Genomic DNA, 24,553 nt, shown 5'->3' on the forward strand with positions numbered 1-24,553 from the left:
GACCCACGTGCGCGCCCTGTGAACATTGCGCGCCAGGGAGCACCCGATGAATTTCGACTACACTGAAGAACAAACGATGCTGCGCGACTCGATCGCGAAGTGGGCGGCAGGCCAGTACGATTTCGACAAGCGCCGCGCAGCCCTCGCGAGCGACGACGCCTGGAAGAGCAATTGGGCGACCTTCGCCGAGCTCGGCCTCTTGGCTGCCCCGCTGCCGGAAGATTTCGGCGGCCTAGGCGGCAGCGCCATCGATGTCAGCGTCGTGATGGAAGAATTCGGCAAGGCGCTCGTGGTCGAGCCCTATGTGCCGACCGTCGTGATCGGCGCGGGCGCCATCAAGTACGCCGGCTCCGCCGCGCAGAAAGAAGAACACCTGACGGCCATCGCCGGCGGCGAGCGCGTCATCGCGTTTGCGCAAGCTGAGCCGAAGAGCCGCTGGGCGCTGAACGATGTCAGCGTCACAGCCAAGAAGGAAGGCGCAGGCTATGTGCTGAACGGCCACAAGGCCGTCGTGCTCGGCGCGCCGCAAGCCGATACGCTGCTGGTCAGCGCGCGCACGGCGGGCGGCCAGCGGGATGCGAAGGGCGTCTCGCTCTTTCTCGTGCCGAAGAGCGCCAAGGGCGTGACCACCCGCGACTACCCGACGACGGATGGCACGCGCGCTTCGGAAGTGTATCTGGAAAACGTCTCGGTCGGCGCCGAAGCTTTGGTCGGTGCGGCGGACGCCGCGCTGCCGGTGATCGAGCGCATCGTCGATGAAGCCAACGCCGCCTATTGCGCCGAAGCTGTGGGCTGCATGCGCACGATGACGACGCTGACGCAGGAATACGCCAAGACGCGCAAGCAATTCGGCCGCGCGATCGCCGAATTCCAAGTGCTGCAGCACCGCATGGTCGATATGTTCATCGCCTCGGAAGAATCCTACTCGATGGCGCTGCGCGCCACGATAAAGTTGGGTGAAAGCGACGAAGAACGCGCGAAGGCCGTCTCTGCGGCGAAAGTTTCGATCGGCAAGGCCGGACGCTTTGTTGGCCAAGCGGCCGTGCAAATCCACGGCGGCATGGGCGTCACCGAAGAAATGCGCGTCGGCCATTACTTCAAGCGCGTCACCATGCTCGACGCCACGTTCGGCAATGTCGATACGCACCTGAAGCGTTACATGGCGCTCACGGCGAAGGAAGCGGCGTAAGCTTTTTCGCAGCGGGACATTTGAGGCGCGCTGTCTCCCGGAGGCGGCGCACCTCATTGTATTTGGTGCGTGAAGCACGTCTCTTTGCAATTTCGAGCGTGCCTATCGAAGTGCTCTACAATGGCGTTTGCCCGGTTTGCGGCGCGGGCGCGTGTGATCTCGAACGTCGCGCCGCCGCTGCGCGCGCCGGCGTGATGTTCACGGATGTTGCGATGCATCCCGAGGCTCTCACGCGTGCGGGCGTCACCTTGGATGGCGTGCGCCTGAAACTGCATGCGTTGCTGCCCGATGGCCAAGTCCTTCGCGGCATGCCCGCTGTCGCCGTCGCCTGGGCGGCAACGCCGCCGTATCGCTGGCTTGAGCGGCTCTTCCAGGCGTGGCCGTTCAGCTGGCTCGGTGCGGCCGGCTATCATCTCACCGCGCACATCCTCTGGGCCTGGAACCGCGCCTTCCGTCGCTGGTGAATTCATGTCCGAATCCGGCGAGACGAAGCGCCCGACGCGGACCATATTGCGCCCATGCTCGACACCGAGACCTGCCACGCTGCATGCGACGCCAAGGATCGGCGGTTCGATGGGCGCTTCTATGTGGGCGTGACGTCTACCGGCGTTTATTGCCGCTGCATTTGCTCGGCGCGCACGCCCAAGCGCGAGAACCGCACGTTCTGGCCGTCCGCCGCCGCTGCTGAAGGCGCAGGGTTCCGGCCCTGCCTGTTGTGCCGTCCCGAGCGAGCGCCAGGCCTTGCGCCGATCGACGCGCCAGCGCGGCTGGCGGCGCAAGCTTATGTGCGCATCGAAGCCGGCGCGTTGGAAGAGCATGGGCTCGAGACCCTGGCCGATGATCTCGGCATCACGTCGCGCCATTTGCGCCGCGTGATGAATGCGCAGTTCGGCGCCAGCCCGATCGAGATCGCACAGACTGGGCGTTTGCTCGCGGCGCGGCGGCTGCTCAACGAGACCGCGTTGTCGATCACGGAGATCGCGTTTGCGTCGGGCTTCCGTTCGCTGCGTCGCTTCAATGCGACCATGAAAGATCGCTATGGCGCGCCACCGTCGCAAATGCGCGGGCGCAAGGCGCTGACGCGCGGTGACACGTTCACGGTCAGCCTCTCGCCGCGTGGCGACTACAACATCGCGCCGATGTTGGATTTCTTGCGCATGCGTGCATTGCCCGGCGTGGAGTTGGCGACCAAGAGCACCTATGCGCGCGTGTTGCGCTGGGGCGATGCTTTGGGCTGGCTTGAGATCGGCATGGGGCCGAAGGCTTTGATGCTGACGCTCTCGGAAAATCTCGCGCCACATTTGCGGCCGCTGGTGGCCAATGTGCGCGGCGCCTTTGATCTCGATGCGGAGATGATCACCGTTGATGCGCTTCTCGGGGGCGATGCGGAGCTGAAGGACGATGTGAAGCGGGAGCCGGGCGTGCGCGTGCCCGGTGCGCTCGATGGCTTTGAAACCGCGATCCGCGCGGTGCTTGGCCAGCAAGTCACAGTTGCCGGCGCGCGGACGTTGACGGAGCGGCTGGTCACGCAATTCGGCGCATCTTTGGAGCGCGGGCCTGAAGGCTTGTCGCGCGCGTTTCCGAGTGCGGCGGAATTGGCAAATGCCGGCGCTGAAGCGATCGCCAAGATCGGCCTGCCACGCAGACGCGCGGAGACGCTGCATCATCTGGCAGTAGCGTCCAGCGAAGGGCGTTTGCCGCTCTCACGCGGCGCGATCGCGGCAGGCCGCGCCGCGCTCGCGCAAATTCCTGGCATCGGCCCGTGGACGATCGAGTATGTCGCCATGCGCGCGCTCGGCGATCCAGATGCGTATCCGGCGACGGACATCGCCCTCATCAATGCGCTCGGCCGCAAGGGCGAGACGCTCGAACAGCTCAAACCGTGGCGCGCTTACGCCGCTGTGCGCCTCTGGCGCCGCGCCGCGCGCAAGGGAGTCAGCACATGATCTCGACTATCTACGACAGCGTCGTCGGTCCACTCACCTTGATCTCGAACGGCAAAGCGCTCGTGCATCTCGAGTTCGAGAACCCGCGCTTTGCGTACAATCCAGCGCCCGCTGGTAAGGACAAGATCCTCGATGAGGCGCGCCGCCAACTCGACAAATATTTCGCGGGCAAGCTGCGTGAGTTCGATCTGCCGCTCGCGCCGCAAGGCACGGAGTTTCAGAAGCGCGTCTGGAAAGCGCTGCTGACGATTCCGTACGGGGCGACGCGCAGCTACGGCCAGCAAGCGGCCGCGATTGGTCAGCCCAACGCCTCGCGCGCCGTCGGGCTCGCCAATGGCCGCAACCCAATCTCCATCATTGTGCCGTGCCACCGCGTCATCGGCTCCAACGGCAGCCTCACCGGCTATGGCGGCGGGATGGATCGGAAGAAATTCCTGCTCGATCTGGAGCAGGGCGAGCGGCTCATCCGGTGAAATCCGGCTGAAGGTTACCAATGCTCAATTGTCTTAGGGCATCGCCCCAGGCGGGCGGCTTGTGCTAGAGAGCCGCCGGGGACGTGCGGGACCGGAGACAAAAATGCGCAAATTGTTCGCTGCTTGTGTGTGCGCCGTGGCGCTGGCCGTGCCGAGTGCGAGCGTGGCGCAGCAACAAGAAGGCTGGACCTATGCGTACGCTGAAGGTGTCGCCACAGCCACGCAGCGCGACGATCGCGGTCGTGTCACCGCTACGATGGCCTGCCGCCCGCCGACGGGCGATATCGTCATCACCGATTACACGCTCGCCCGCGCCGCACGTCGCGCCACGACGGCCGGTGTGCGCATCGGCAATCTGACCGTGAACGTACCGATGGAACTTTCGGGTCGCGGTCGCAATCGCGCGGTGACGATCAATCTCCCGCAACGCCCGCCGATCCTTGCCGCGGTGCAACCGACGGATCGCGTGTCGGTTACGGTGAACAACGAGACGCACACCTATCTCGCTGGCAGCGCCGATCGGATGAAGGAAGTGGCGTATGCGTGCTGGGGCAGCTGAGCAAAGCTGATCCAAAGTATTGCGCAAGGTTAGATTCGCGCATTATAGTACCGTCTATGGGCTGAAGGACGCCATCCGGGGGGATGGTGCGCGTGCGCGATGGTGTGGGAAGTTCTTCGAGAACAGCAACCGGCGGCGGCGCCGCGTAGCGCTTCAGTCTGCTTGATCGTGCGCGCCGAAGCGAAGGCGGGCCAAGAAGATCGCGTCGAAAAGCTTTTGCGCGAGTTTGCGTACCAGGTGCGCAACGAAGAGCTCGGCTGCGATTCCTACACGGTCACGCGCATGATCGGCTCGGACAGCTTCTTCGCGGCGCACGCGCGTTTCGTCGATTTCGAAGCGTTCCGCGCGCATGGCGAGACCGACCATATGCATTCGATCATGGCGCGGCTCTCGCCACATCTGGCGACGCCGTTCGCGATGGAAATCTATTCCGAAGTTTAAGCGCGTGCGACGCGCGGCGCGAAATTGACGCCGATGGCGGCCGCGAACGCTGCGCCGCCACCCAGCACCGCCGCCCAATCCGGCGCGCTTTCAAGGCGTGACAAGCCGAGCGCGATGAAGCCCGCGAGCATCAATGCGCCGACGGCCAGAGCCCCACGCGCACGCAATGGCGCGTTGCGCCCGCGCCAGAAATACCAATGCGCGAGCAGCAGCATGGCGGGTGCGGCGAAGCCGAGGGCGTGCATCGAGAGCACGGCGTACGCGCCGTCGCCGCGGCCGATCCAATACGGGCTCAACCACATGCCGGCGGCGAGTACGCTGACGAAGGCGCCCCATATGCCGAGTGCGATTGCAGCGGCTGCGCGCACGTGTGTTGCGCCATGCCGTTGACGGGCGCCAAGCCCAAGCGCGACCGCGAGCCAGATGGCGATATGGCCGCTCAGTTCGACGAAGCCAATTGGGGTCAGCATCAAAGTGCCGCGCGTGCAGAGAATGCGGAGCGCCAAGCTGCCGGCGATCACGATGGCGGCGATAGCGAATGTCTCAAGGGCGCCGGCGGCGAAGAGTCGGCGATCACGCTCGGCGAAATGTGCAGCGGCCGCAGCGATTGGCGCAGGCGCTGCCACGCCGAGCCCGACGAGCAGCCAGGGATTCCAGCCGGGTATTTCATGCAGAACCATGTCTGCGCTGGCGAGCGCCTGAAATGCGGCGAACGTGATGGCGAGACACGCGCACGCACGCCAGACGGCGGCGGGAAAACGATGATCCAGGCCAATCGCCGTGAGCGCGAGAAGTGCTGCGGCTGGCCCGGCAAACGGCGCGGGCAGCGCCAAGCCGATCGCGGCAACGAACGCGGCTGCTGCGCCAAGCGCAAGCACCCAAAGCGTTGAGTTCATACCGGCCAAGCCACGCTCGCGGCGGGTGGCCGTAGCGTAAATGATCGCGCCAAACATGCCGCCGATGATCGCGAAGGCCAGCGCCGCCATGCGCGCGTCAGCCAGGCCTTGTTGCGCCAGATGCAGCCCACCGACCATCGCCAGCGGGGCAAGCACGCCTGTGGCGGCGATGGCGATGCCGCGCGCACCGAGTTGCGGCACGCGAACCACTGCGATCCCGAGGAATAGCGCACCTGCCCAGGTCGCGACCGGTGTAAACCAGATCGCCGAGGCGTCCTGGCCGCTGAGCACCAGCAGGCCAGCGAACGCAGCTGCGAAGGCGGCGATGTGCAACGCGTCGAGGCGCAAGCTCATGGCGCCAACAATCGCGGCGGCGGCGACTATGATGCCGTAGGCTGCGCCGCCCGCGCCAACGACACTGGTTTGGCTGGCGAGCGCCAGTGCGGCGGCGGCCGTTATCAGCGCAACGAGCGCGCCCGCTAGCAGCTGGCGCAGATGGGCGTAGAGCAATGCGGTCAGGCCCGCGGCTGCGATCGGCGCGGCGAAGGCGATGGGCGAAGCGGCGGCCGCGCCGAGCTGAACGCCAAGCCCGCCCCAAACCGCCGCACCAATGACGCCAGCCCAAGCGGCGCGCGACCAATCTGGGCGAAGCGCGATCAGCATCATGCCGGCAGCGATAGAGACGCCGAACGCGATCACCGCGCCGAAATCGACGCCAAAGAAGAGCGCGAACGCCGGCGCCATGCTGGCGACGGTCAGCAGAATATTGCGGACACCTTCGTCCAGACGGTCGTCAGCAACGGGCTTCGCTGGCGACCAGGCGCGCCCGGCGCGAGCGATCGGCGTGTCCAGCGCGGTGAGGGTGGGGGCGGCCGCGATTTCGGTCATCGGCGTGACAACGCCAGACTCGGCGCGGCGTGCCCTGCGCGTCGTCACAGCGGCCGCGCGCGTTTCCAGCGCAGCCACAGTGCGTGTCAGTGCAGCCACTTCATCGCGCAGCGCTTTATGTCGGCGCCAAAAGAAGGCGGCGCCCCACGCCATCACGATGGCCTGCCCCAGGAGGAGAAGCGCCATTCCCATCGGGGCGGGTTGTTAACCCTTTGAGCGGCTGTGGATACCCCAAAAAGGGAGGGTGAGCCTTGCGCCGCACCTGATGATACCGTCGCGCTATCTGTCCGAGGGGCGCTTCGACCGCTACTCCGCTAATTTTCTGAGAAATTTTTGCGTTTGGCCGTGGCCGCCGACATAAGCCTCGGCCCCGGTCGGATCGGCGATCTGGCGCCATTGATCACGCACTGTCTCCGCGGAGACACTTGTTCCCAGGTTCACGCCCTCGGTTTCGTAGATGTTCGAGATCGAGAATACGCCGGCCCCGGCCGTCAAAATCGAGCCGTTCGGGCCATCCTTCGAGGCCAGATAGACCACGCCTGGCGTGACATATTCGGGCGCGAGCTTTTCCAGCATTTCCTTCGGCATCAGATTCTCGGTCATCCGTGTGGCGGCGACCGGGGAGATGGCGTTGATGCGGATGTCGTTCTTGGCGCCTTCCAGACGCAGCGTGTTCATGAGGCCAACCAGCGCCAGCTTGGCCGCGCCGTAATTGCTTTGGCCGAAATTGCCGTAGAGGCCGCTTGAAGAGGTGGTCACGACGACGCGCCCGTAATTCTGCGTGCGCATGATTTCCCAGACGGCCTTCAGCGGCTTCACCGTGCCAAGCAGGTGCACATCCATCACGGCGGTAAAATCAGCCAGCTCCATCTTGGAGAAGCTCTTGTCGCGCAGGATGCCGGCATTGCAGATCAGCACGTCGATCCGGCCCCAGGCCGCCATCGTGCGCTCGACCATCGCGGCCACGCCCGAGTCATTGGCGACGGATGCGCCATCGGCCATGGCTTCGCCGCCGGCCGCTTTGATCTCGGCGACCACGGCGTCGGCTGCTGCCGACGAGCCGCCGGAGCCATCGACCGAGCCGCCGAGGTCGTTCACGACCACTTTCGCGCCGCGCCGGGCGAATTCGAGCGCATGGCTGCGGCCAAGGCCCCCGCCAGCGCCGGTGACGATAACAACTTGGCCGTCAAAGCGAATATCGGACATGAAACCCCTCGAAATGCGCGCCTGTGATGAAGATTGCAGCTGGGGCGGTCAAGCGCGGCCGGCCGCGATTGCAGCGGCCTGCTTGTCGCATTAGCGTCACGCCGGCGCCGGGGGGATGGCTTTGACTTATACGCTGGACAATGCGCGCAGCCTGATTGCGGTTGCGCTAATCATTTTCATCTCGTGGCTGTTGTCCGAGAATAAGAAGCGTTTCCCGTTTTTTCTGACCATTGGCGCCATTGCGGTGCAGGCGGGCCTCGTGCTGCTGCTGTTCGCGATCCCGAATTCGCAAGCGGTGTTGAGCGGCGTGACGGCGGCGGTAGACGGTTTGGCGGACGCCAGTGATCGCGGCGCGCAATTCGTGTTTGGCTATTTGGGCGGCGGCCAATCGCCGTTCGCGACCGTCCCCGAGGGCGGGCAATTGCCGTTCATCTTCGGCTTCCGGGTGTTGCCGTTGATCCTCGTGATCTCCGGCCTTTCGGCCTTGCTGTGGCATTGGAATATTTTGAAGTGGATCACGCGGCTGTTTGGTCTGCTGTTTGAGAAGACGATGGGCTTGGGCGGCGCGTCTGCGCTCGCGGTGGCCGCCAACATCTTCATGGGCATGGTCGAAAGCCCGATCGTGATCCGCGCCTATCTTGATCGACTCTCACGCTCGGAAATCTTTCTGATGATGGTGGTGGGCCTCGCCACCGTCGCTGGCTCGACGATGGTGGCCTACGCCGTGATCTTGGGGCCGGTGCTGCCGAACGCGGCGGGCCATGTGCTCGTGGCCTCGATCATTTCCGCGCCCGCGGGCATTTTGCTCGCGCGCATCATGATCCCGGAAGAGCGCAAGGCGACCGAACTCGATTACGAAGTCACGCTCAAATACGAAAACTCGATGGACGCGATCACGCGCGGCGTTCAGGATGGTGTAATGGTGGCGGTGAACGTCGCCGCGTTCATCATCGTGTTCGTGGCCTTCGTCGGCATCGTGAACAATCTGCTGGGCCTTGCGCCGCCGCTGAATGGCGAGCCGGTCACGCTTCAATCCTTGTTTGGCTATGTGTTCGCGCCGGTGGCCTACATCATTGGCATTCCATGGGAAGAAGCGCACGCGGGCGGCAACATTCTCGGCGTCAAACTCTTCCTGACCGAATTCATCGCCTACATCGATCTCGGAAACATTCCCGCCGACGCAATGAGCGAGCGCACGCGCATGATCCTTACCTACGCAATCTGTGGCTTCGCCAATGTCGCCTCCGTCGGCATCATGACGGGCGGCATGACGGTGTTGATGCCGGAGCGCCGTTCGGAGATCCTGAATCTCGCGTGGAAAGCTCTGATTCCGGGCTTTATGGCGACCTTGATGACGGCCGCGATCGTGGCGGCGCTGCCGGCGCAATTGTTCGGAGGCTAGCGATGAAACTCTATATTGCGCCGTACGCGCCCAATCCCCGCCGGGTGATGATGTTCCTGGCCGAGAAGGGCGTGCGCAATATCGAGGTCATCACGCTCAACCTGCAAGAGGGCGAGCACCGCATAGAAGAGTTCAAAAAGAAGAGCCCGCTCTCGCAGATACCGACGTTCGAACTGGACGACGGCCGCACACTCACCGAAAGCCGCGCCATCTGTTCGTATATCGAAGCGCTGCACCCTGAGCCCAATCTGATGGGCCACGATGCGTTCGAGCGCGCATTCGTGGAGATGTGGGACCGGCGCATGGAGCTGTTGTTCTCCATGCCGCTGATGATGTGGGTGCGGCACGGCAATCCGGTGTTGGCGGCGGTTGAGCGCAATCAGAACGCCGAGGTCGCGAGCTATAATCAGGGCCAAGCCATGCGCATGGCCAAATGGCTCGACAGCGAATTGGCGACGCGGCCTTGGATCGCCGGCGATCAATTCACGATCGCGGACATCACCGCGTGCTGCGGCGTCGATTTCGCCAAGATGAACCGCTGGCGGCCGGGCGATGATCTGCCGAACTTGAAACGCTGGCGCGAAGCGTTTGGCGCGCGCGCCGCGGGCAAGGTCGCGGCCTAAACGCCGCCCGCGTGCAGCCGTGCGCCGAGGCGGTCGGCGCGTCGGCCGAGTTTGGAGCGCCGGCGCATCAGCGCTTTGACGGCGCGTTCCGCAGCACGCTCATCGCCCGCGAGCGACGGCTGCGCAGCGACGCGTTCCAGCAACAGAAGAGCGTCACGCTCGTCGCCCAGAATTGCGCCGAGTTTCTCGGAAAGCTTTCGGCGGCGTTTGGTGGGCCAGGCATGGCCGAGCAAGCTTGCCGCGTAAAAGCGATCCTTTTCGCGCTTGCGCCATTCGTGACGGTTCGCCGGCTCGTCGGAACCGCAGCCATGGCGACGCGCCAAACGCGCGCGGCGGATCACGCGCTTAGCGCCGCGGCGAATTTGCCGCGCCGAAGCTTCCGGCCAAACTTGCGCCAGCGCGAGCAAGTCTTTCAAGCCGGCGCGCAGCGCGTCTTCGTTCATGCTGGGCAACGCTTCGCGCTCTTCATCGATGCGCGCGGCGATCGCTGCGAGTGCGCGTGCGGGCTTTTTGTTGTGTCGCTCGGCGAGCGCACGCGCTGCTTCTGACAGGGCCGCCAGATCGCGCGCAGCCGCGAGTTGGCGCATGACGGTGCGTGCGGACTCATTGAAAACAGCCGATAATCCGGGCGCGCAGATCGTGCCTACCCGCGCCAACGCCCGTGCGCGCTTCACGCGTACACGGCAGCGGTGAACACCTTTCGGATCACCGTGCGCGTTATCGAATTCTTCGACCGCTGCGCGCAATTCTTCGCTCAAGGCCGCGCGCAGATCGAACGCCTGTTCAGGCGAGCGCATGTCACATTCCCCCAACCCACTAGGCGCGTGGGCGTGGACTGATCTTCTTGAGCGTTCCGGAAAAAGCAAGCAGCGGGCGTGAAGCTTGTGTAATCAAACCGCGCACGAACACGAGCGAACGCGTGTCGCGCAACACTTCACCGCGCGCCTCGACAAGCCCGTTCAGATCGCCTGCGCTGATGAATTCGCTGTTGCAGGTCACGGTGACCGCATGCACGCCGCGCAATTCGTGATGTGCAATGGCGAAAAGCGAAAAGTCCGCAAAGCCCATCAGTGCGCCGCCGTGCAGCGCGCCGCCGCCGTTCAGATGGTGCGGCTTGGGCTCGAAACCGGTGCGGATGGAGCGGTCGTCTTCAATCTTAAAGCAAAGGGGGCCGATATGGGTCTCGAACGGATCGGCGCCGGCGCCCCATGTCGTCCAGCCCGCGAAGGGGCCTTCCGTCAAAACAATGGGTTTGCCGTAAGGTTCGGCGACGTCGTTCATAATTTGCTCCTGCTGCGTTCCGGGTGCTGGCATGCTAGAGCGGCATGGGCAAGGGCTGGGACATGCGGTTGATTTTCGCGCTGCTTTCGACGCTGCTGCTGGCGCAATGCGCCACGCCGGGGCGGGACAATGACTTCCAGGTGGGCGCTGCCGAGGACGCCTACGTCATCATCGGTATCGCCAAGGCCCCCAATATCGATACGCCGCGCTACGACATGCTCTGGCGCCTCGTCGATGAAACGGGCGCATTCACCGATTATGACGACGAGCGCGCTCTCAATGTCGAGACGAACAGCAATTCAATCCGGGTCCGCGGCATTCCGGGTGAGTTCATCACGGCGCGCATTCGCCCAGGCGTTTATGCGCTCGACGGTGTCTATGCGATCATCCGTGACGGCCGCTTGGACTATTACGCCGATGGGCTGATCCTCGGCCCCGAGCGGCCAAGCTTCGAAGTGCGCGCGGGCGAAGCGATCTATTTGGGCATCTGGCAGGTTGATCTTGAGGACACGCGCGCCGTGACACGGCCGTGGCGCATTGACGGCGCCGATCTCCGCGCCGCGATGGAGCAGGTGGATGCTCTGCGCGGTGAAGTCCGCATCCGCCAAACCGTGCCACGCGCCGTGCCATGCAATCCGCAGCGCATGAACACGATGAGCCAGCGGCGCGTGTGCTAACGTAGCGGCGCCGTAGTCGCCCGACTGATGACCCTTTAGTGGATTGAGCCATGGACACCAGCACACTCAATGAATTGCTCGACGCCGTGCGTCGCTTCGTCAACGAACGGCTTATCCCGCTTGAAGCCAAAGTCTCGGAGGATGACGCGATCCCCGATGATGCGCTCGCGGAGATGCGCGCGCTCGGCCTGTTCGGGCTGTCGATCCCGGAAGAGTTCGGCGGGCTTGGCCTCTCCATGGAGGAAGAGTGCCGCACGATGTTCGAATTCTGCCGCTGCTCGCCGGCGTTTCGCTCGGCCTTCGGCACCAATGTCGGCATCGGCAGCCAAGGCCTCGTCATGTTCGGCACGCCTGAGCAGAAGGCGAAATATCTGCCGGGCATCGCCGCGGGCGACATCGTCACCTCGTTTGCGCTGACGGAACCCGAAGCCGGTTCGGATTCCGGTTCGGTGCGGACGAAGGCAGAGTTTCGCGGCGATCACTACCTGCTGAACGGCTCCAAGCGCTACATCACCAATGCGGCGCGGGCCTCGCTCTTCACAGTGATGGCGCGCACCAACCAGGACGTAAAAGGCGGCGGCGGTGTCAGCGCCTTCCTTGTGCCGCGTGACCTGCCAGGGCTTTCTGTCAGCAAACCCGAAAAGAAAATGGGCCAGCAGGGCGCGCATATTCACGACGTAAATTTCGACAATGTGAAAGTGCCGGTCGAAAACCGTTTGGGCGAGGAGGGCCAAGGCTTCCGCATCGCCATGCAAGTGCTGGATCGCGGGCGCTTGCACATTTCGTCGGTGTGCGTCGGCGTGGCCGAGCGCCTTATCGAGGAAAGCGTGCGTTACGCGGCGGAGCGCAAACAATTCGGCCAAGCGATCGCAAGCTTCCAGATGATCCAGGCGATGCTTGCCGATTGCCGCGCCGAAGCGAACGCAGGTCGCGCCATGGTGCTGGAAGCGGCGCGCAAGCGCGATCGTGGCGAAGATGTCGTCATGGATGCGGCCGCCGCAAAGCTCTTCTGTTCGGAGATGGTGGGCCGCGTGGCCGATCGTGCCGTGCAGATTTTCGGCGGTTCCGGCTATGTTGCCGATTATGGCGTCGAGCGCTTCTATCGCGACGTGCGCATCTTCCGGCTCTACGAGGGCACCAGTGAGATCCAGCGCGTCATCATCGCGCGCGAAATGATGAAGCAGGGCAAGTAGGCGGCAATGAACGACAAGCCGCACTTTCGGTTTCATCCAGACGCTTACGAGCATCAATGCTTCGAAGAATCGGACGAGCCGTGCGCCGCATGCGGGCGGCCGTGTGTGTGGAAATACACAAACCACATTTACGCGCTGCCGCCTGAGCCCACGGCGATCTGCGCGCGCTGCATCGCGGACGGCTCCGTGGCGAAAACCGTTCCTGAGGGCGATTACAGCCTGCACGATTGTAGCTTTGACGAAGAACCGTCCGACGCATTGGCGGCTGAGGTGGAGCAGCGCACGCCTGGCTTTTCGACCTACAATCCCTTCGTCTGGCCCGTACGCGATGGCGCGCCGTTAGCCTTTCTCGGTTTCGGCGAGGACGACAATCTTTTGCGCCTGCCACAAGTGCAAGCGGCGATCGCCGTGCTTGCCGAGGAGATGGGCGGCGGGGTGGCGCCGAATTACGCCATGATTTTCAGGACACTCGAGGGCGATGAATATGTCGCCACACTCGATCTCGATTGAGATCGCACATTCGAGCTGAGTCATGCCGCCGAAGGATGAGTCCAAGCCGCAAAAGAGTTTGGTCGAGCACGCAAGGAGCATTGCCGCGCTGCCGGGTGAGAAACTCGATGAGCTGAAAGCGTTTGGCGCCGAGAAGCTCGATCAAACGATGGCTGCCTTTCTCAACGCGCTACCCGCGCTGCGTCAAGCGGGCTACGCATTGCGCGAGTTCGAGATCGAGCTTGGACTCACGCCCAAGATCATCGCGCATTTTATGCCGGTTGCCGCGAGCGACGATGACATCGCCGCCGCACGCGAAGCGCTCAAGAGCAACAAAATCGGCGCGTCCATGCTGAGCGTGCTGCGCCGGGCAGGTGACGTGCATCGCCAGGTCAAGGTGCCTGGTTTTGAGTGCGCGCATATGGAAATTGACGTCGGCGTCATTCCAGCGGTTCGGCTTCGCTATCGGTCCGCCGACGCGCCCTAACGCGTCAACGCGCGCGCTCAGAGTGTGAACATAAGCTTGACGCACGAGTTTTGGCAGTTGCGTTTGCCAAATCTCAAGCGCCCGTACGCATATTGCCCATCCCTTAACGGGGTGAAGGGTTTTGTGGCTGAGGCGCGCATTCAAGAGCTCCATCGCGGGTAAAATCGCGGCGGCCGTGCTCATCTCGACGATCCTGGTCACGGCGGCCGGGTCGACGGCGGCGTTTCTGGTCTACCGCCAGAACGCGCTGCGCGGCGCGTTGAACGTCACCTTGGCCTATCTCGAAGAGCGCCAGAAGACTGAGGAGCGGGTGTTTGAGGACATCCGCGATGTGCAATCTTCCGCACAGCGCCTTTATGAACAACGTCTCAAGACGATCGATCAACGCGCGGCTCTGCGCGCCTTCGAGGCTCTCTTCCCGCTCCAGGCGGATGGCTCACGCCGCAGCGTCGATATGGTGTTCGACGGCGGGCGCGCGGCGGACGGCGTCAACGTTTTTGGCGTGGGCTCCTTTATGGCCAACGGCGCGCGGATGACGCCGGAGGAGAAGCTGGAGATTTACGCGGCCTATCTCGTGCTGCGTGACATGGGGCCGATCATCCTGCCGCGGCTCGACAATCTATATTTCTTTACGCAGCAAAATCGCATGGTGATGTTCGCACCCAACCGCGAGGATCGGCTGAGCTTCTATCGCCACGACGCGCCGGCGACTTTCGCGTTTCAGCACGAAGAATTCGCCGTCATTTCCACGACAAGCGCCAATCCCGCGGCGCTGACCCGGTGCACCGGTTTGCGGCGCTTCATCACCGACCCCACAGGTCGACGCCTGTCATCCGCCTGCATGACGCCGCAGGATCTCGATGGACGACGCGTCGGCGCCTGGGGCGCGAGCATCACGATGGCCGACGGTTTGCGTGCGTCGGTCGAGAGCGCGCTGCCTGGCACCAGTAACGCAATTTTGGATCGCCAAGGTGGTCTGATTGCGCACGGCGATCTGATCGGCGCCAATGCATCGCACAATGTCGCCGCCGTCTCGGAGAGGCTCGGCATCGCGCAAGTCATGGACTTTATCCGCGCATCGGAGGCCGACAGCGGCGTCGTTCCGCATGTGATTAACGGCAACTATGTTGTCTTCGCACGAATCGATGGTCCCGACTGGATATTCCTGTCGCTCGTGCCCCAAGAGATCGTTGCGCGGCATGCAAGCCACAGCGCCGGCATGTTCTTCATTATTGGCGCGCTGGCGGTGCTGGCGCAGGTGCTCCTCCTGGCGTTCCTCATGTATCGCTGGGTGGTGCGACCGACAATGCGGTTGACGGAAGCGGCGAGCGCGAACGCCAGCCTCTGCCTCGACGATATCGCAGGGCGCCAGGATGAGCTAGGTGAACTCGCGCGCGCGCTCACGGCGCGCGATCAACGCGATGCGGAACGCCTCAATGCGTTGGCCGAAGCCAGCGCTGACGCGCAGGCGGCGAGCCAAGCCAAATCACAATTCCTCTCGGCCATGAGCCACGAATTACGCACGCCGCTCAATGCGGTTATCGGCTATACCGAAATTATGCGTGAGGATGCGGTGGAGGCCAAACGCGCCACTGATGTGGCCGATCACAATCGCGTCCTCGCCGCTGCACGCCGCTTGCTGCATCTGATCAACGAGGTGCTTGACCTTTCCAAGGTCGAATCCGGTCGGATTCAGCTCGAAATCGAACCGGCCAATGTTGTTGAACTCGCCAACGATGCGCTCGACGCTATTCGCCCGCAGGCGGAAGCCAACGGCAACGAATTGGTTCTCGAAGCGCCGGCGAATTTGCCGCTAGGCCATACCGATAATTTCAAGCTCGGCCAGTGTTTGCTCAATCTTCTCTCGAACGCCTGCAAGTTTACGCGCAACGGCGAAATTCGCGTGCGCGTGCGCCATGAGCACGGCCTGTTCGTGTTCGAAGTATCCGACACGGGCGTCGGCATTCCAGCGGACAAGATCGGCAATCTGTTCCAGCCTTTTGTGCAGGCGGATTCATCGACCACGCGCACGTTCGGCGGAACAGGGCTCGGGCTCGCCATCACCCGCCGTATGGCGCAATTGATGGGCGGCGATGTGACGGTCGAAAGCGTTTCCGGACAAGGCTCCGTTTTCACCCTGACCGTAGCGGTGTCGCTGGAAGACGGAAAAGCTGAAATCGAAGCGGCCTAGGTCTAGGGAATTCGCGGTGGCGTGCGCACATAAGCGCCGTGGCGCGAGCGCTTGATACATTGGTGGCGGAGATCCGCGCATGTCGCGCATGCGAACTACCGCATGAACCGCGCCCCGTTGTCTGGGTGCATCCGGATGCGCGCATTCTCATCGCCGGCCAGGCGCCGGGCAGGCGTGTGCATGAGACGGGCATCCCGTGGAACGATGCATCCGGCGATCGGCTGCGTGATTGGCTGCAGATGGACCGCGATGCCTTCTACGACAAAACCAAGATCGCGGTGGCGGCGATGGGGTTCTGCTTTCCGGGGACCGTCAAAGGAGCCGATCTGCCGCCGCGCCGCGAATGCGCGCCGCTATGGCGGCCGCGGCTCTTGCCGCTGCTCAAGAACGTGCGCCTGACCCTGCTGGTCGGAACGTACGCGCAGCGCTATCATTTGGGTGCTGCGGTGAAATCGACTTTGGGCGAAACGGTCGCTTCTTGGCGCGACTATCCGGCCAATGTCATGCCTTTGCCGCATCCATCCTGGCGGAATAGCGCATGGCTGAAACGCAATCCCTGGTTCGAGCGGGAAGTGTTGCCCGAATTGGGGCGCAGGGTCTCATCGGCTTTGCGCTGATGCTGATCGCAGCCTGCGTGCCGACAGTGCAGCAGGCGCAATCGCCGCTCGCGGAATTTCATGGCCCCGGCTTCGATGTCGCCAATGAGCGCTTCTATTCATTCGACGGCGCGCCGCTGGGGCTGACCGCATGGGTGCCGGAAGGTGAGCCCACAGCCGTGCTGATCGCGCTGCACGGCATGAACGATTACGCCAACACCTATTACCTCGCCGGGCCCTGGTTCGCGGAGCGTGGTGTCGCGCTTTATGCTTATGATGCGCGCGGCTTCGGCCGGTCGCCGCGTCGCGGTGTATGGGCGGGTGAACGCTTGATGACGGAGGATCTGCGCACGGCCGTCGCGGTCGCGCGGCGCTCGCATCCGAACGCCATTATTGGCGTCATCGGCGACAGCATGGGCGCCGCCACCACGATCGCGACATTCGGCGATCCCAACGCGCCGGAAGTTGATCGTGTTGTGCTCGTGGCGCCCGCCGTGTGGGGCTGGTCAACTTTGCCGGACGCGTACGCCATGACACTCTGGGTCGGCGCGCACACCTTCCCGTGGCGCGCCGTGACGCCGCCGCGCGGCGTCGTGCGCACGCGCACCGCGTCGGACAATCGCGAAGCGTTGCTGCAAGCCGGGCGCGCGCCGCATATGATCTGGCGCACGCGCATCGACGCCGTCTATGGCCTCGTTGGCCTGATGGAGACGGCGTCCGAGCGGGCGGCCAATCTCGATGGCGACGTGCTCTTCCTGTATGGCGCCAACGATCAGATCATCCCGCGCAATTCGGCGCTCGCCGCCGCGCGTCGGCTGCCCCGTACCGTGCGCACCGCTTACTACGAAGATGGCTGGCATTGGCTGCTGCGCGACCAGCAGCGTGAGGTCGTTTACGAGGACATCCTGACCTTCCTGCGCGATCCCGCCGCGCCCTTACCGTCCGGCGCGCCGCCCCTGTTGCCGGTCGTTCAAGCAAATCGTTAACGGGATTGCCCTAGGCTCGCCGCGCTATGGCTGCGGCGGCTGCAAAATCCCTGTTCGACAAGCGCAAGATGGCGCTGGCCAAGGCGCGTTTCCGCGCCTGGTGGGAAGGCGAGCAATTCGATGAGGATGCGGCCCTGGCCGCTATCGAAGCCGCCCATGAAGCCGCTAACGAGAACGTCGACCAGGGCGCACTCGAAGACGAACTCTTTGAATTCGACATGCCGCCGCGCCTAGCCGCACTTCAGGTGCTGTGGGGTGAGGGGCGTATTCGTCCGGGCGAGGAGAGCGCCGACGGCTTGCAGATCGCGCGCTTGGGCTTGCCGCCCGACGGCGTATTGGCGCTGTTGGGGCCAGGTCTAGTCGCACCGCTCTCCGCTCTTGCCGCGAAGCACCCTGGTCGCATCGAGATTTATGAGTGGCGCGAAGAGACGATCGCGGCGCTGCGCCATCAGGTCAAAGAGGCAAAGCTCGCCGCCCGCGTGAACGTCACGCTGATCGATCTGGAATCGCACAGCTTGCCCGTGGGCGCATTCGACGGCCTCTTCAGCACCGATGATTTCGCCTACGCCAGTTACCAGCCGCACCTCGCGCAACAAGTGATGAAGGGCTTGAAGCCGGGCGCCTGCGCGGTGATCGAGGCCTATGTCGGCTTCAAAGCAGCAGAGTTCGCGACGGCGTTTGCGTCATGCTTCGCCGAGCCGCAAATCCGTCCGCACGGTGATCTGCTCAAGGTGTTGACGGATACGGGGCTGATCGTCGAAGGCGACGAAGACATCACCGACGAATTCTTGGCGCTCGCGCGTACGAGTTTCTTGGGGCTCGGCCAGAAACTGGCCGACGCCACCAAGCTCAGCGTTGCCGCCGCGCGCGAACTCGCTTGGGAAGCCGAAGCGTGGAAGACGCGTTTGCGGCTGCTGGCGCAGCTGCGTTTGCAGCGCCGCCGGATCGTCGTGCGCAAGCCCGCGGAGGAAGCGCCGCCCGAGCCTGTGGTTGAAGAGGGTGTGGCGGAGGCGCCGCCGCCCGTTGCTCCGACCCCGAAAGAGCCCGAGCCCGACACGACCAAGCACCTCGAGATTATGCAAAAAGTCTTGGCCGAGTCCGAGAAGAACAAGCGCTAAATCGCGAAAGCGAATGCGCCGGTTGACGCAAGCTCCACATCGACCGTTTCGCCCAAACTAATCCGCGCCGGCGCCAGCGCGCGCCAAATGACGCCGTTCGCTTCCAAGCGCACAAGATCGTGCGCGCCATGCGGACGCACATCGCGCACGCGCACGCTGGCGCCTGGCCGCAACGCGATCGCTTCCGCGCGTACGGCGACATCTGCTTCGGCGCCTTCCGCGATATGCGCTGCGGCTACGGCGCCGAACGGCGTCTGGATCGCACCGTTCTGAACGCGGCCACGGTACGTGTTGATCGACCCAAGTGCTGCAGCCACGTGCAACGAGGCAGGTTTGTCATAGGCCTCACGCGGCGGCGCTTCTTGCAGCACGCGCCCGGACTTTAAGATCACGAGACGATCGGCGACTTGCAACGCGTCTTCAGCGTCGTGCGTGACAAAGAGTGTGGTGGTCTTCGTCTCAGCGAGAGTCGCCAATGTGGCGTCACGCAATTCAGCGCGTAGAACCGGATCGAGCCCGGAGAAGGGCTCGTCCAGCAACACCGCGCGCGGCGCGGGCGCCAGCGCGCGTGCGAGGGCCACGCGCTGTTGTTCGCCGCCGGAGAGTTCATGCGGAAAAGCATGTGCGCGATGCTTCAGGCCAACGCGGTCAAGCCAACGCAACGCTTTCTCATCACGCTCGGCGCGGGGCAACTTGTCCAAGCCAAAGGCCACGTTCGCGCCCGCATTGAGGTGCGGGAAGAGCGCGTAATCCTGAAACACCATGCCGATGCGGCGCGCTTCGGCAGGCAGCGTGCGCCCCGGCGTTGAGACAATCTCGTCGCCGATGCGCACTTCGCCAGCGTCCACGGCTTCCAGGCCCGCGATCAAACGCATGATCGTGGATTTGCCCGAGCCTGATGGGCCGAGCAGGGCGAGCACCTTCGCTTCGGGCGCCGTCAGCGAAACGGAATCCAATGCTACGACGCCCGCATAGGTGCGGCGTACGCTCATAAGTGAAACGCTACTCATGCGCGCCCGCCCTTGTTTTCGCGATGCCGCGCGTCAGCAACAATATTGGCAAAAGCCCGGCGACGAAAATCAACAGCGCCGGTGTCGCCGCTTCGAGCAAACGCTCGTCGCTGGCGTACGTGCTGGCCTTGACTGCGAGCGTGTCGAAGTCGAACGGACGCAAGATTAGGGTCGCGGGCAATTCCTTGAGGATTTCCACGAACAGGATCAGCGCCGCCGCGGCCAAGCTCGGGGCGGCGATTGGTAAATCCACGCGCAGGAAGCGCCGCCACGGGCCCGCGCCAAGCGTGCGCGCAGATGCGTCGAGGCCTCTTGAGAGCCGCGCGAGCCCCGCATCGATCGGTTGCACGCCAGCGGAAGCGAAGCGCGCCGCGTAGGTCCAGAACAATGCGATCAGCGCAACGCCCGTGCCGAAGCCGCCGACCCATCCCGCTTCGCGCGCCATGGCAAACAGCGCCAGCATGCCCATGGCGATCACCGCGCCGGGCGCTGCATAGCCAATGCTTGCGGCCACCATGGACGTCTTGCCCATTGCGCCCATGCGTCGCGCCGCAACTGCGATCGCGGCGGCAAGCACAAGCGTCAGCAACGCGCCGCCCGCCGACAGCAGCACTGAATTCACAAACGGCCCGATCACGTCCTCGACGTTCGCGTGCAGCAGCGCCAAACGTGCAAGCCAGGCCAAAGGTGCAACCGCGCCCAGAATGATCAGCGCGATACAGAAGACGGCCGCCGCGCCCCCGGCAATCGGGCCGAGTTCATAACGAGGCAAAGGCCGCCACCGGCTCGAGCCGCCGCCGAATGCCGCGCGGCCGCGCGCGTAGCGCTCAATGATGAGAAACGCCACCGCCGCCACAAGCAACACCGCCGCGATCTGCAATGCCGCTTGCGAGCTGCCGTGCGCGTACCAGGCGCGGAAGATCGCCGTTGATAGCGTCGTCAAGCCAAAGTGCTGCGCCGCGCCATAATCGGCGGCGATTTCCATGCACGCCAACGCGCCGCCCGCCGCGATGCCCGGGCGCGCCAACGGCAGCGCGACACGCCAGAACACAGAGAGCGGTTTCGCGCCCAGCATGCGCGCCGCTTCGATCGCGCACGATGATTGGCTGACGAACGCCGCGCGCGCGGCGAGATATACATAGGGGTAGAGACCAACAGCGTAGATGAACGCCGCGCCCCAGAAGCCTTCGATGCGATAGGGGATGAGCCCACCGGCCCAGGTAAGGCTCGTATAGGAATAAGCGAGCACATAGGACGGCGCCGCAAGCGGGATCACGAGCAGCCACTCGAACACGCCGCGCCCGGGAAACTTGCACAAGCTCACCAGCCAAGCGGCGCCCGCGCCGAACACGATCGCGCCGCCGCCGCCCGCGAGCATCAGCGTGAACGTCCCGATGGCGCCGTCGCGCGTGAGGTTCGCGCCAAAGGTGACGCCTTGGCCAGAGCCGAACGCCGCCAGCAGCAAAACGACAACAACAGGCGCCGCACACACCAAAGTCGCCAAAGCGGCTGCGAGCGCCACACCATCTAGGCGTAGCGCTCGCGTGTTCGATACGGGAAGTGTGTCCGACGTGCTCATGCGCTCGCCGCTTCTAGCGCGCCCGCGCTTAGCGCCAACCGACTTCTTCGAAAATGCGCGCCGCTTCCGCCTGATGGCGACCCAAAGCGTCGAGCGGGATTTCTTCTTCCTTGAACGTGCCCAGTGCGGCCAGGCCCGGCGCCGGCGCGATTTCAGGACGAATAGGGTATTCGACGTTCAGCGGCGCCAGCATCGCCTGCGCCGCATCACTCACCAGGTATTCCAGCAGCTGCACGGCCTTCTCGCGACGCTTGGCGTGCAACGTCACGCCTGCACCCGAAATGTTGATGTGCGTGCCCGCGCCCGCCTGGTCCGGGAAAACCAGCCCGACCTTGTCGACGATTTCGCGGTCGGCCGGATCGTCCGATTGCTGAAGGCGGAAATAGTAATAGTGGTTGCAGACGGTGGCTTGCGCTTCGCCCGCGGCGACCGCTTTGATCTGGTCGGTGTCGCTGCCTTGGGGATCGCGCACGAAATTCGCGCGCACGCCCGCAGCCCAGGCGCGTGCATTCTCTGCGCCCAAGCGCTCGATGCGCGAGGAAAGCGTCGAGAGCTGATAGACGTTGGTGGAGGAGCGCATCACGATCTGATTGCGGAAACGCGCATCGGCGAGATTGTCGTAGGATGCGACTTCTTCCGGGCGCACGGCGTCCTTGCGATACACGATCACGCGCGCGCGCTTGGTGAAGCCCCAATAGGCGCCGTCCGGATCGCGTAGACGCGTCGGCACGCCAGCCTCGAGCGCAGGCGTCGTCACGTTCTGCAAAAGGCCCGCATCCTTGATGCGCCAGAGATTGCCGGCGTCGGCGGCGACCACGAGGTCCGCTTCGGTCGCGTCGCCCTCGGCCCGCAGACGCTCCAGCAATTGCTCGGCGTTGGCGGGTAGCACGCGCACCGCGATGCCGGTGGTTTCTTCGAATGCGTTATAGAGCAGGCGGTCGGCGTCGTAGTGGCGGGCCGAATAGATGTTCACGAAATTCTCTTCGCTGCCGCCCGAGCTCGGATTGCAGGCGGCGAGCGCCGTGGCGGACGCGCCCAGCGCAAAGGCGCGGCGGCTCAAACTGAACATCTGGCGATACTCCCAGCCAAAACTTGCGAACTATTCGCAAATGGCCCGCAAAGCTCTGAAAGGTCAAGCCCAGGCGCACAGGGCCGCTTGACGCAGGGCGGGCGTCGCATCATGGTCCGCGCCCTTCGGACCCCCGGATTTGCGGGGCGGTTCGGGCGCGTAGCTCAGCGGGAGAGCACTCCCTTCACACGGGAGGGGTCACAGGTTCAATCCCTGTCGCGCCCACCATTGCCTGAATCGGCCCCAAAAACGGCTCTGAAATTGCCTCTAAAGCCTTGAACGGCAAAGACAAATGGGCGGTTCTAAAACCCGTCTCGCGGTCGAATTCCAGGTGCTGGGCAAACGTTAGACGCAGGGCCAGACGCTTCTGCTCGATGCGCTCTGAACTCCATAGTTTCATTGGGTTTTCCAAGAAGTTCATCGCGGTTCTAACAGCGGATTCGAAATTGAGCTTCGGCTTGTCCACGTGTTGCAGTTTCTCAGCGATTGCGAGCTTCTCCGCCTGCAAACGTTCGATGCGTTCTTCGTAGGCTTTGGCGACTGCGGCGCTTTCAGTATCAACGACGCGATCGAGTAATTGTTGGATCTGTCGATCCGCCGATGAGAGCGTTGTCTGCAGCGCCTTTGCGTCCGTATCGCTCGCGGCGATGCGGGCATTCCACGCATCTTCGAACATCTGGCGCGCGGCGCGAAACACACCGGCCGGCGGTTGAACGCTCGACATGATGACAGCGAACTTGCCTTCCAGCGCGTCGCGCTTGATGGATCGTCCGTAGTGGGCGCAGCCCCGGTTGTAGCAGAAGTAATAGGGGTAGTGCCGCTCGCGGCCCTTGGTCCAGCCCGCAGTCAGCATCGTGCCGCAGGTGCAGGCAACAAAGCCCCGCAGAGGGAAATCGGGATTGAAGTCGGCGCGTGCGGGCGCGCGTTTCTTTCCGGCCAAGCGATCTTGAATCGTGTTGAAGGTCTCGACGCTGATTAATCCTTCGTGCACGCCCTGTCGTAGCGAGACGTTCCAATAAGGCGCGCTGACGAGCCCGGCATACATCTCCCGCTTCAACATCTCTGTGACGCGCGGATTGTGGACCCGGCCTTTGCGATCGCGCGGAAATTCCGGACGGCTTTCAAGGAAGCGTTGCACCTCAGCCTGGCTCTCGAAGCGGCCGCACGCGTAGCCTTCGAGCGCTTCACGCACGATCGACGCCTCGGGCTCCTTCGGGAATAGAACGCGGCCGCTGCGTTTGACCGAGCGATACTCGTAGCCAACAGGGGCCGAAGTGACGGCGTAACCACGCTCAACCCGAGCCGTCATTTTCTGAATGGCTTGTCGCCGGAGCTGCTCGCGTTCGAGTTCGCCGCCGGCGACCGTGATGGTCTCGTGGTGGCGCCCCTCCGGACTGTCCTCGAAACGGAAATTGGGGCTGTCGACCGAGGCGTTAAATGAGGCGAGACGATCGCGCAGCTCCCAATAGAAGCGTGTTCTCCGGGCAAACCGCTTCAAGTCATCGAAGATGACGACGTAGCGCTTGCCTCGATGCTTCTTTAGATGTTCGAGAACGCGCACCATGCCGGGGCGCTCCATGTAGTCGCCATAGCCGGACTTGCTGTCGGTATAGACAGCCTCGACCGACACGCCGAGCTTTGTAGCGTGCGCCCGACACAGGTGCTCCTGACTTCGGTTGCCGTCGCCATCAAGCTCTTGCTTCTGGCTCGACACGCGGCAGTAGATGATCGCGGCGTGCACTGGCTTCATCACAATTCCTCAGCAAACGCTTGGCTATCGCGCTCCGAGGTTTGAAGCCGGAGAGCGATCGTCAGCATCGATTCTAGTGGCATCGTTCGCAGAAGGCGAGGCCGGTCCAAGCACGAGACTAACGGCATCGACATTCCAGCCGAGGTCGACAAACCCGCACATGATTTTCCACAGGGCGCTCAAGAGTTCGTCCTGTTCAGCTTTGGTCATCCCGCTGCCGTCGAGATGATGGCGATAGTCGTCCGGTGTAAACGTCTCGAGCTTAGCCGACGGCGTGGCGGCGTCATTACTGGCGTCGTTCATGTCAACGACGGGCGGAGCAAAATGCGCGGAGATGGACAAGCGTGCCTCCATGACGATGGAAGCATGTCGGCGGCGGAACGAGAGGAACGGGGCCGGAAACGTCGGGAAATGGTGTGCTCGCCCGATTGGAGAAGCTACGACTTGCAGATCACGGTGTTGCGATCTTCCCACGCACCTAGCGCCGCGCGGCTTTAGAGGACC

25 protein-coding genes and 1 tRNA gene are annotated in these 24,553 nt (G+C 63.7%); 17 read left to right on the plus strand and 9 right to left on the minus strand.

Features of this window, described 5'->3' with window-relative positions; all coding sequences use genetic code 11:
* Positions 1 to 46: 46 nt before the first annotated feature.
* The 6 genes from EPJ54_RS00300 (at position 47) to EPJ54_RS00325 (ending at position 4,608) form a co-directional block, all read left to right on the plus strand.
* Positions 47 to 1,189, plus strand: coding sequence for an acyl-CoA dehydrogenase family protein (locus tag EPJ54_RS00300; RefSeq protein ID WP_135209683.1), 1,143 nt, complete (start codon positions 47 to 49; stop codon positions 1,187 to 1,189).
* Positions 1,190 to 1,287: 98 nt separating this feature from the next.
* Complete coding sequence (locus tag EPJ54_RS00305) at positions 1,288 to 1,653, plus strand: DCC1-like thiol-disulfide oxidoreductase family protein (RefSeq protein WP_167755499.1); 366 nt, start codon at positions 1,288 to 1,290, stop codon at positions 1,651 to 1,653.
* A 54-nt stretch (positions 1,654 to 1,707) separates the two neighbouring features.
* Positions 1,708 to 3,135: an AlkA N-terminal domain-containing protein gene (locus EPJ54_RS00310; RefSeq protein ID WP_135209685.1), complete on the plus strand. Its 1,428-nt coding sequence runs from the start codon at positions 1,708 to 1,710 to the stop codon at positions 3,133 to 3,135.
* Positions 3,132 to 3,608, plus strand: a complete 477-nt coding sequence (locus EPJ54_RS00315) for a methylated-DNA--[protein]-cysteine S-methyltransferase (protein ID WP_135209686.1) — start codon at positions 3,132 to 3,134, stop codon at positions 3,606 to 3,608. Before EPJ54_RS00310 ends, EPJ54_RS00315 begins: the two co-directional genes overlap by 4 nt.
* 103 nt (positions 3,609 to 3,711) lie before the next feature.
* Complete coding sequence (locus EPJ54_RS00320; RefSeq protein WP_135209687.1) at positions 3,712 to 4,167, plus strand: hypothetical protein; 456 nt, start codon at positions 3,712 to 3,714, stop codon at positions 4,165 to 4,167.
* Between the two features lie 99 nt (positions 4,168 to 4,266).
* Complete coding sequence (locus EPJ54_RS00325; protein WP_135209688.1) at positions 4,267 to 4,608, plus strand: putative quinol monooxygenase; 342 nt, start codon at positions 4,267 to 4,269, stop codon at positions 4,606 to 4,608.
* Here the strand turns inward: EPJ54_RS00325 and EPJ54_RS00330 are convergent.
* Both EPJ54_RS00330 and EPJ54_RS00335 read right to left on the minus strand, forming a co-directional pair.
* Positions 4,605 to 6,578 carry a DUF2339 domain-containing protein gene (locus EPJ54_RS00330; RefSeq protein WP_135209689.1) on the minus strand — a complete coding sequence of 658 codons (1,974 nt, stop codon included), beginning with the start codon at positions 6,576 to 6,578 and terminating at the stop codon, positions 4,605 to 4,607. The genes EPJ54_RS00325 and EPJ54_RS00330 overlap by 4 nt on opposite strands.
* A 120-nt stretch (positions 6,579 to 6,698) precedes the next feature.
* Positions 6,699 to 7,598: an SDR family NAD(P)-dependent oxidoreductase gene (locus tag EPJ54_RS00335; RefSeq protein ID WP_135209690.1), complete on the minus strand. Its 900-nt coding sequence runs from the start codon at positions 7,596 to 7,598 to the stop codon at positions 6,699 to 6,701.
* Positions 7,599 to 7,713: 115 nt separating this feature from the next.
* Between EPJ54_RS00335 and EPJ54_RS00340 the strand changes: the two genes are divergently transcribed.
* Positions 7,714 to 9,000, plus strand: a complete 1,287-nt coding sequence (locus EPJ54_RS00340) for a NupC/NupG family nucleoside CNT transporter (protein ID WP_135209691.1) — start codon at positions 7,714 to 7,716, stop codon at positions 8,998 to 9,000.
* Positions 9,001 to 9,002: 2 nt separating this feature from the next.
* The gene (locus EPJ54_RS00345) at positions 9,003 to 9,623 is read left to right on the plus strand and encodes a glutathione S-transferase family protein (RefSeq protein WP_135209692.1); all 621 of its coding nucleotides are present in this window, start codon (positions 9,003 to 9,005) and stop codon (positions 9,621 to 9,623) included.
* On the opposite strand, the gene EPJ54_RS00350 is transcribed toward EPJ54_RS00345, so the two are convergent.
* A complete protein-coding gene (locus EPJ54_RS00350; RefSeq protein WP_135209693.1) occupies positions 9,620 to 10,420 on the minus strand; it encodes a CHAD domain-containing protein in 801 nt (266 codons plus the stop codon). The two genes, EPJ54_RS00345 and EPJ54_RS00350, sit on opposite strands and share 4 nt — an antisense overlap.
* A gap of 19 nt (positions 10,421 to 10,439) precedes the next feature.
* Complete coding sequence (locus EPJ54_RS00355) at positions 10,440 to 10,904, minus strand: PaaI family thioesterase (protein ID WP_135209694.1); 465 nt, start codon at positions 10,902 to 10,904, stop codon at positions 10,440 to 10,442.
* A gap of 62 nt (positions 10,905 to 10,966) precedes the next feature.
* On the opposite strand from EPJ54_RS00355, the gene EPJ54_RS00360 reads away from it, so the two are divergent.
* The 8 genes from EPJ54_RS00360 (at position 10,967) to EPJ54_RS00395 (ending at position 18,641) form a co-directional block, all read left to right on the plus strand.
* The gene (locus tag EPJ54_RS00360; protein WP_135209695.1) at positions 10,967 to 11,581 is read left to right on the plus strand and encodes a hypothetical protein; all 615 of its coding nucleotides are present in this window, start codon (positions 10,967 to 10,969) and stop codon (positions 11,579 to 11,581) included.
* 50 nt (positions 11,582 to 11,631) lie between these two features.
* A complete protein-coding gene (locus EPJ54_RS00365; protein WP_135209696.1) occupies positions 11,632 to 12,774 on the plus strand; it encodes an acyl-CoA dehydrogenase family protein in 1,143 nt (380 codons plus the stop codon).
* Between the two features lie 6 nt (positions 12,775 to 12,780).
* Positions 12,781 to 13,284, plus strand: coding sequence for a CbrC family protein (locus tag EPJ54_RS00370; RefSeq protein ID WP_135209697.1), 504 nt, complete (start codon positions 12,781 to 12,783; stop codon positions 13,282 to 13,284).
* Positions 13,285 to 13,306: 22 nt separating this feature from the next.
* Complete coding sequence (locus tag EPJ54_RS00375; protein ID WP_135209698.1) at positions 13,307 to 13,750, plus strand: hypothetical protein; 444 nt, start codon at positions 13,307 to 13,309, stop codon at positions 13,748 to 13,750.
* Between the two features lie 175 nt (positions 13,751 to 13,925).
* On the plus strand, positions 13,926 to 15,941 hold the full coding sequence (locus tag EPJ54_RS00380) for a sensor histidine kinase (RefSeq protein ID WP_135209699.1): 2,016 nt from the start codon (positions 13,926 to 13,928) through the stop codon (positions 15,939 to 15,941).
* Positions 15,942 to 16,003: 62 nt separating this feature from the next.
* The gene (locus EPJ54_RS00385; protein WP_239590684.1) at positions 16,004 to 16,558 is read left to right on the plus strand and encodes a uracil-DNA glycosylase family protein; all 555 of its coding nucleotides are present in this window, start codon (positions 16,004 to 16,006) and stop codon (positions 16,556 to 16,558) included.
* A complete protein-coding gene (locus EPJ54_RS00390; protein ID WP_167755500.1) occupies positions 16,558 to 17,523 on the plus strand; it encodes an alpha/beta fold hydrolase in 966 nt (321 codons plus the stop codon). Before EPJ54_RS00385 ends, EPJ54_RS00390 begins: the two co-directional genes overlap by 1 nt.
* Positions 17,524 to 17,549: 26 nt before the next feature.
* A complete protein-coding gene (locus EPJ54_RS00395) occupies positions 17,550 to 18,641 on the plus strand; it encodes a hypothetical protein (RefSeq protein WP_135209702.1) in 1,092 nt (363 codons plus the stop codon).
* Here EPJ54_RS00395 and EPJ54_RS00400 read toward each other — a convergent pair.
* From EPJ54_RS00400 to EPJ54_RS00410, 3 genes are read right to left on the minus strand one after another with little or no spacing between them, the layout of a single operon-like run.
* Entirely contained in the window at positions 18,638 to 19,651 is a 1,014-nt protein-coding gene (locus EPJ54_RS00400) for an ABC transporter ATP-binding protein (protein ID WP_135209703.1), read from the minus strand. The two genes, EPJ54_RS00395 and EPJ54_RS00400, sit on opposite strands and share 4 nt — an antisense overlap.
* The gene (locus EPJ54_RS00405) at positions 19,644 to 21,230 is read right to left on the minus strand and encodes an ABC transporter permease (RefSeq protein ID WP_135209704.1); all 1,587 of its coding nucleotides are present in this window, start codon (positions 21,228 to 21,230) and stop codon (positions 19,644 to 19,646) included. Before EPJ54_RS00405 ends, EPJ54_RS00400 begins: the two co-directional genes overlap by 8 nt.
* 28 nt (positions 21,231 to 21,258) lie before the next feature.
* Positions 21,259 to 22,299: an extracellular solute-binding protein gene (locus tag EPJ54_RS00410; RefSeq protein ID WP_135209705.1), complete on the minus strand. Its 1,041-nt coding sequence runs from the start codon at positions 22,297 to 22,299 to the stop codon at positions 21,259 to 21,261.
* Positions 22,300 to 22,452: 153 nt separating this feature from the next.
* On the opposite strand from EPJ54_RS00410, the gene EPJ54_RS00415 reads away from it, so the two are divergent.
* Positions 22,453 to 22,527: transfer RNA gene (locus EPJ54_RS00415), tRNA-Val, on the plus strand.
* On the opposite strand, the gene EPJ54_RS20325 is transcribed toward EPJ54_RS00415, so the two are convergent.
* Both EPJ54_RS20325 and EPJ54_RS00425 read right to left on the minus strand, forming a co-directional pair.
* Positions 22,484 to 24,049 carry a recombinase family protein gene (locus tag EPJ54_RS20325; RefSeq protein WP_135211145.1) on the minus strand — a complete coding sequence of 522 codons (1,566 nt, stop codon included), beginning with the start codon at positions 24,047 to 24,049 and terminating at the stop codon, positions 22,484 to 22,486. The genes EPJ54_RS00415 and EPJ54_RS20325 overlap by 44 nt on opposite strands.
* A gap of 24 nt (positions 24,050 to 24,073) precedes the next feature.
* Positions 24,074 to 24,391 carry a hypothetical protein gene (locus EPJ54_RS00425; protein WP_135209706.1) on the minus strand — a complete coding sequence of 106 codons (318 nt, stop codon included), beginning with the start codon at positions 24,389 to 24,391 and terminating at the stop codon, positions 24,074 to 24,076.
* Positions 24,392 to 24,553 lie beyond the last annotated feature (162 nt).

Source organism: Vitreimonas flagellata (assembly GCF_004634425.1).
In the GTDB taxonomy this organism is placed as follows: Bacteria; Pseudomonadota; Alphaproteobacteria; order Caulobacterales; family Aquidulcibacteraceae; genus Vitreimonas; species Vitreimonas flagellata.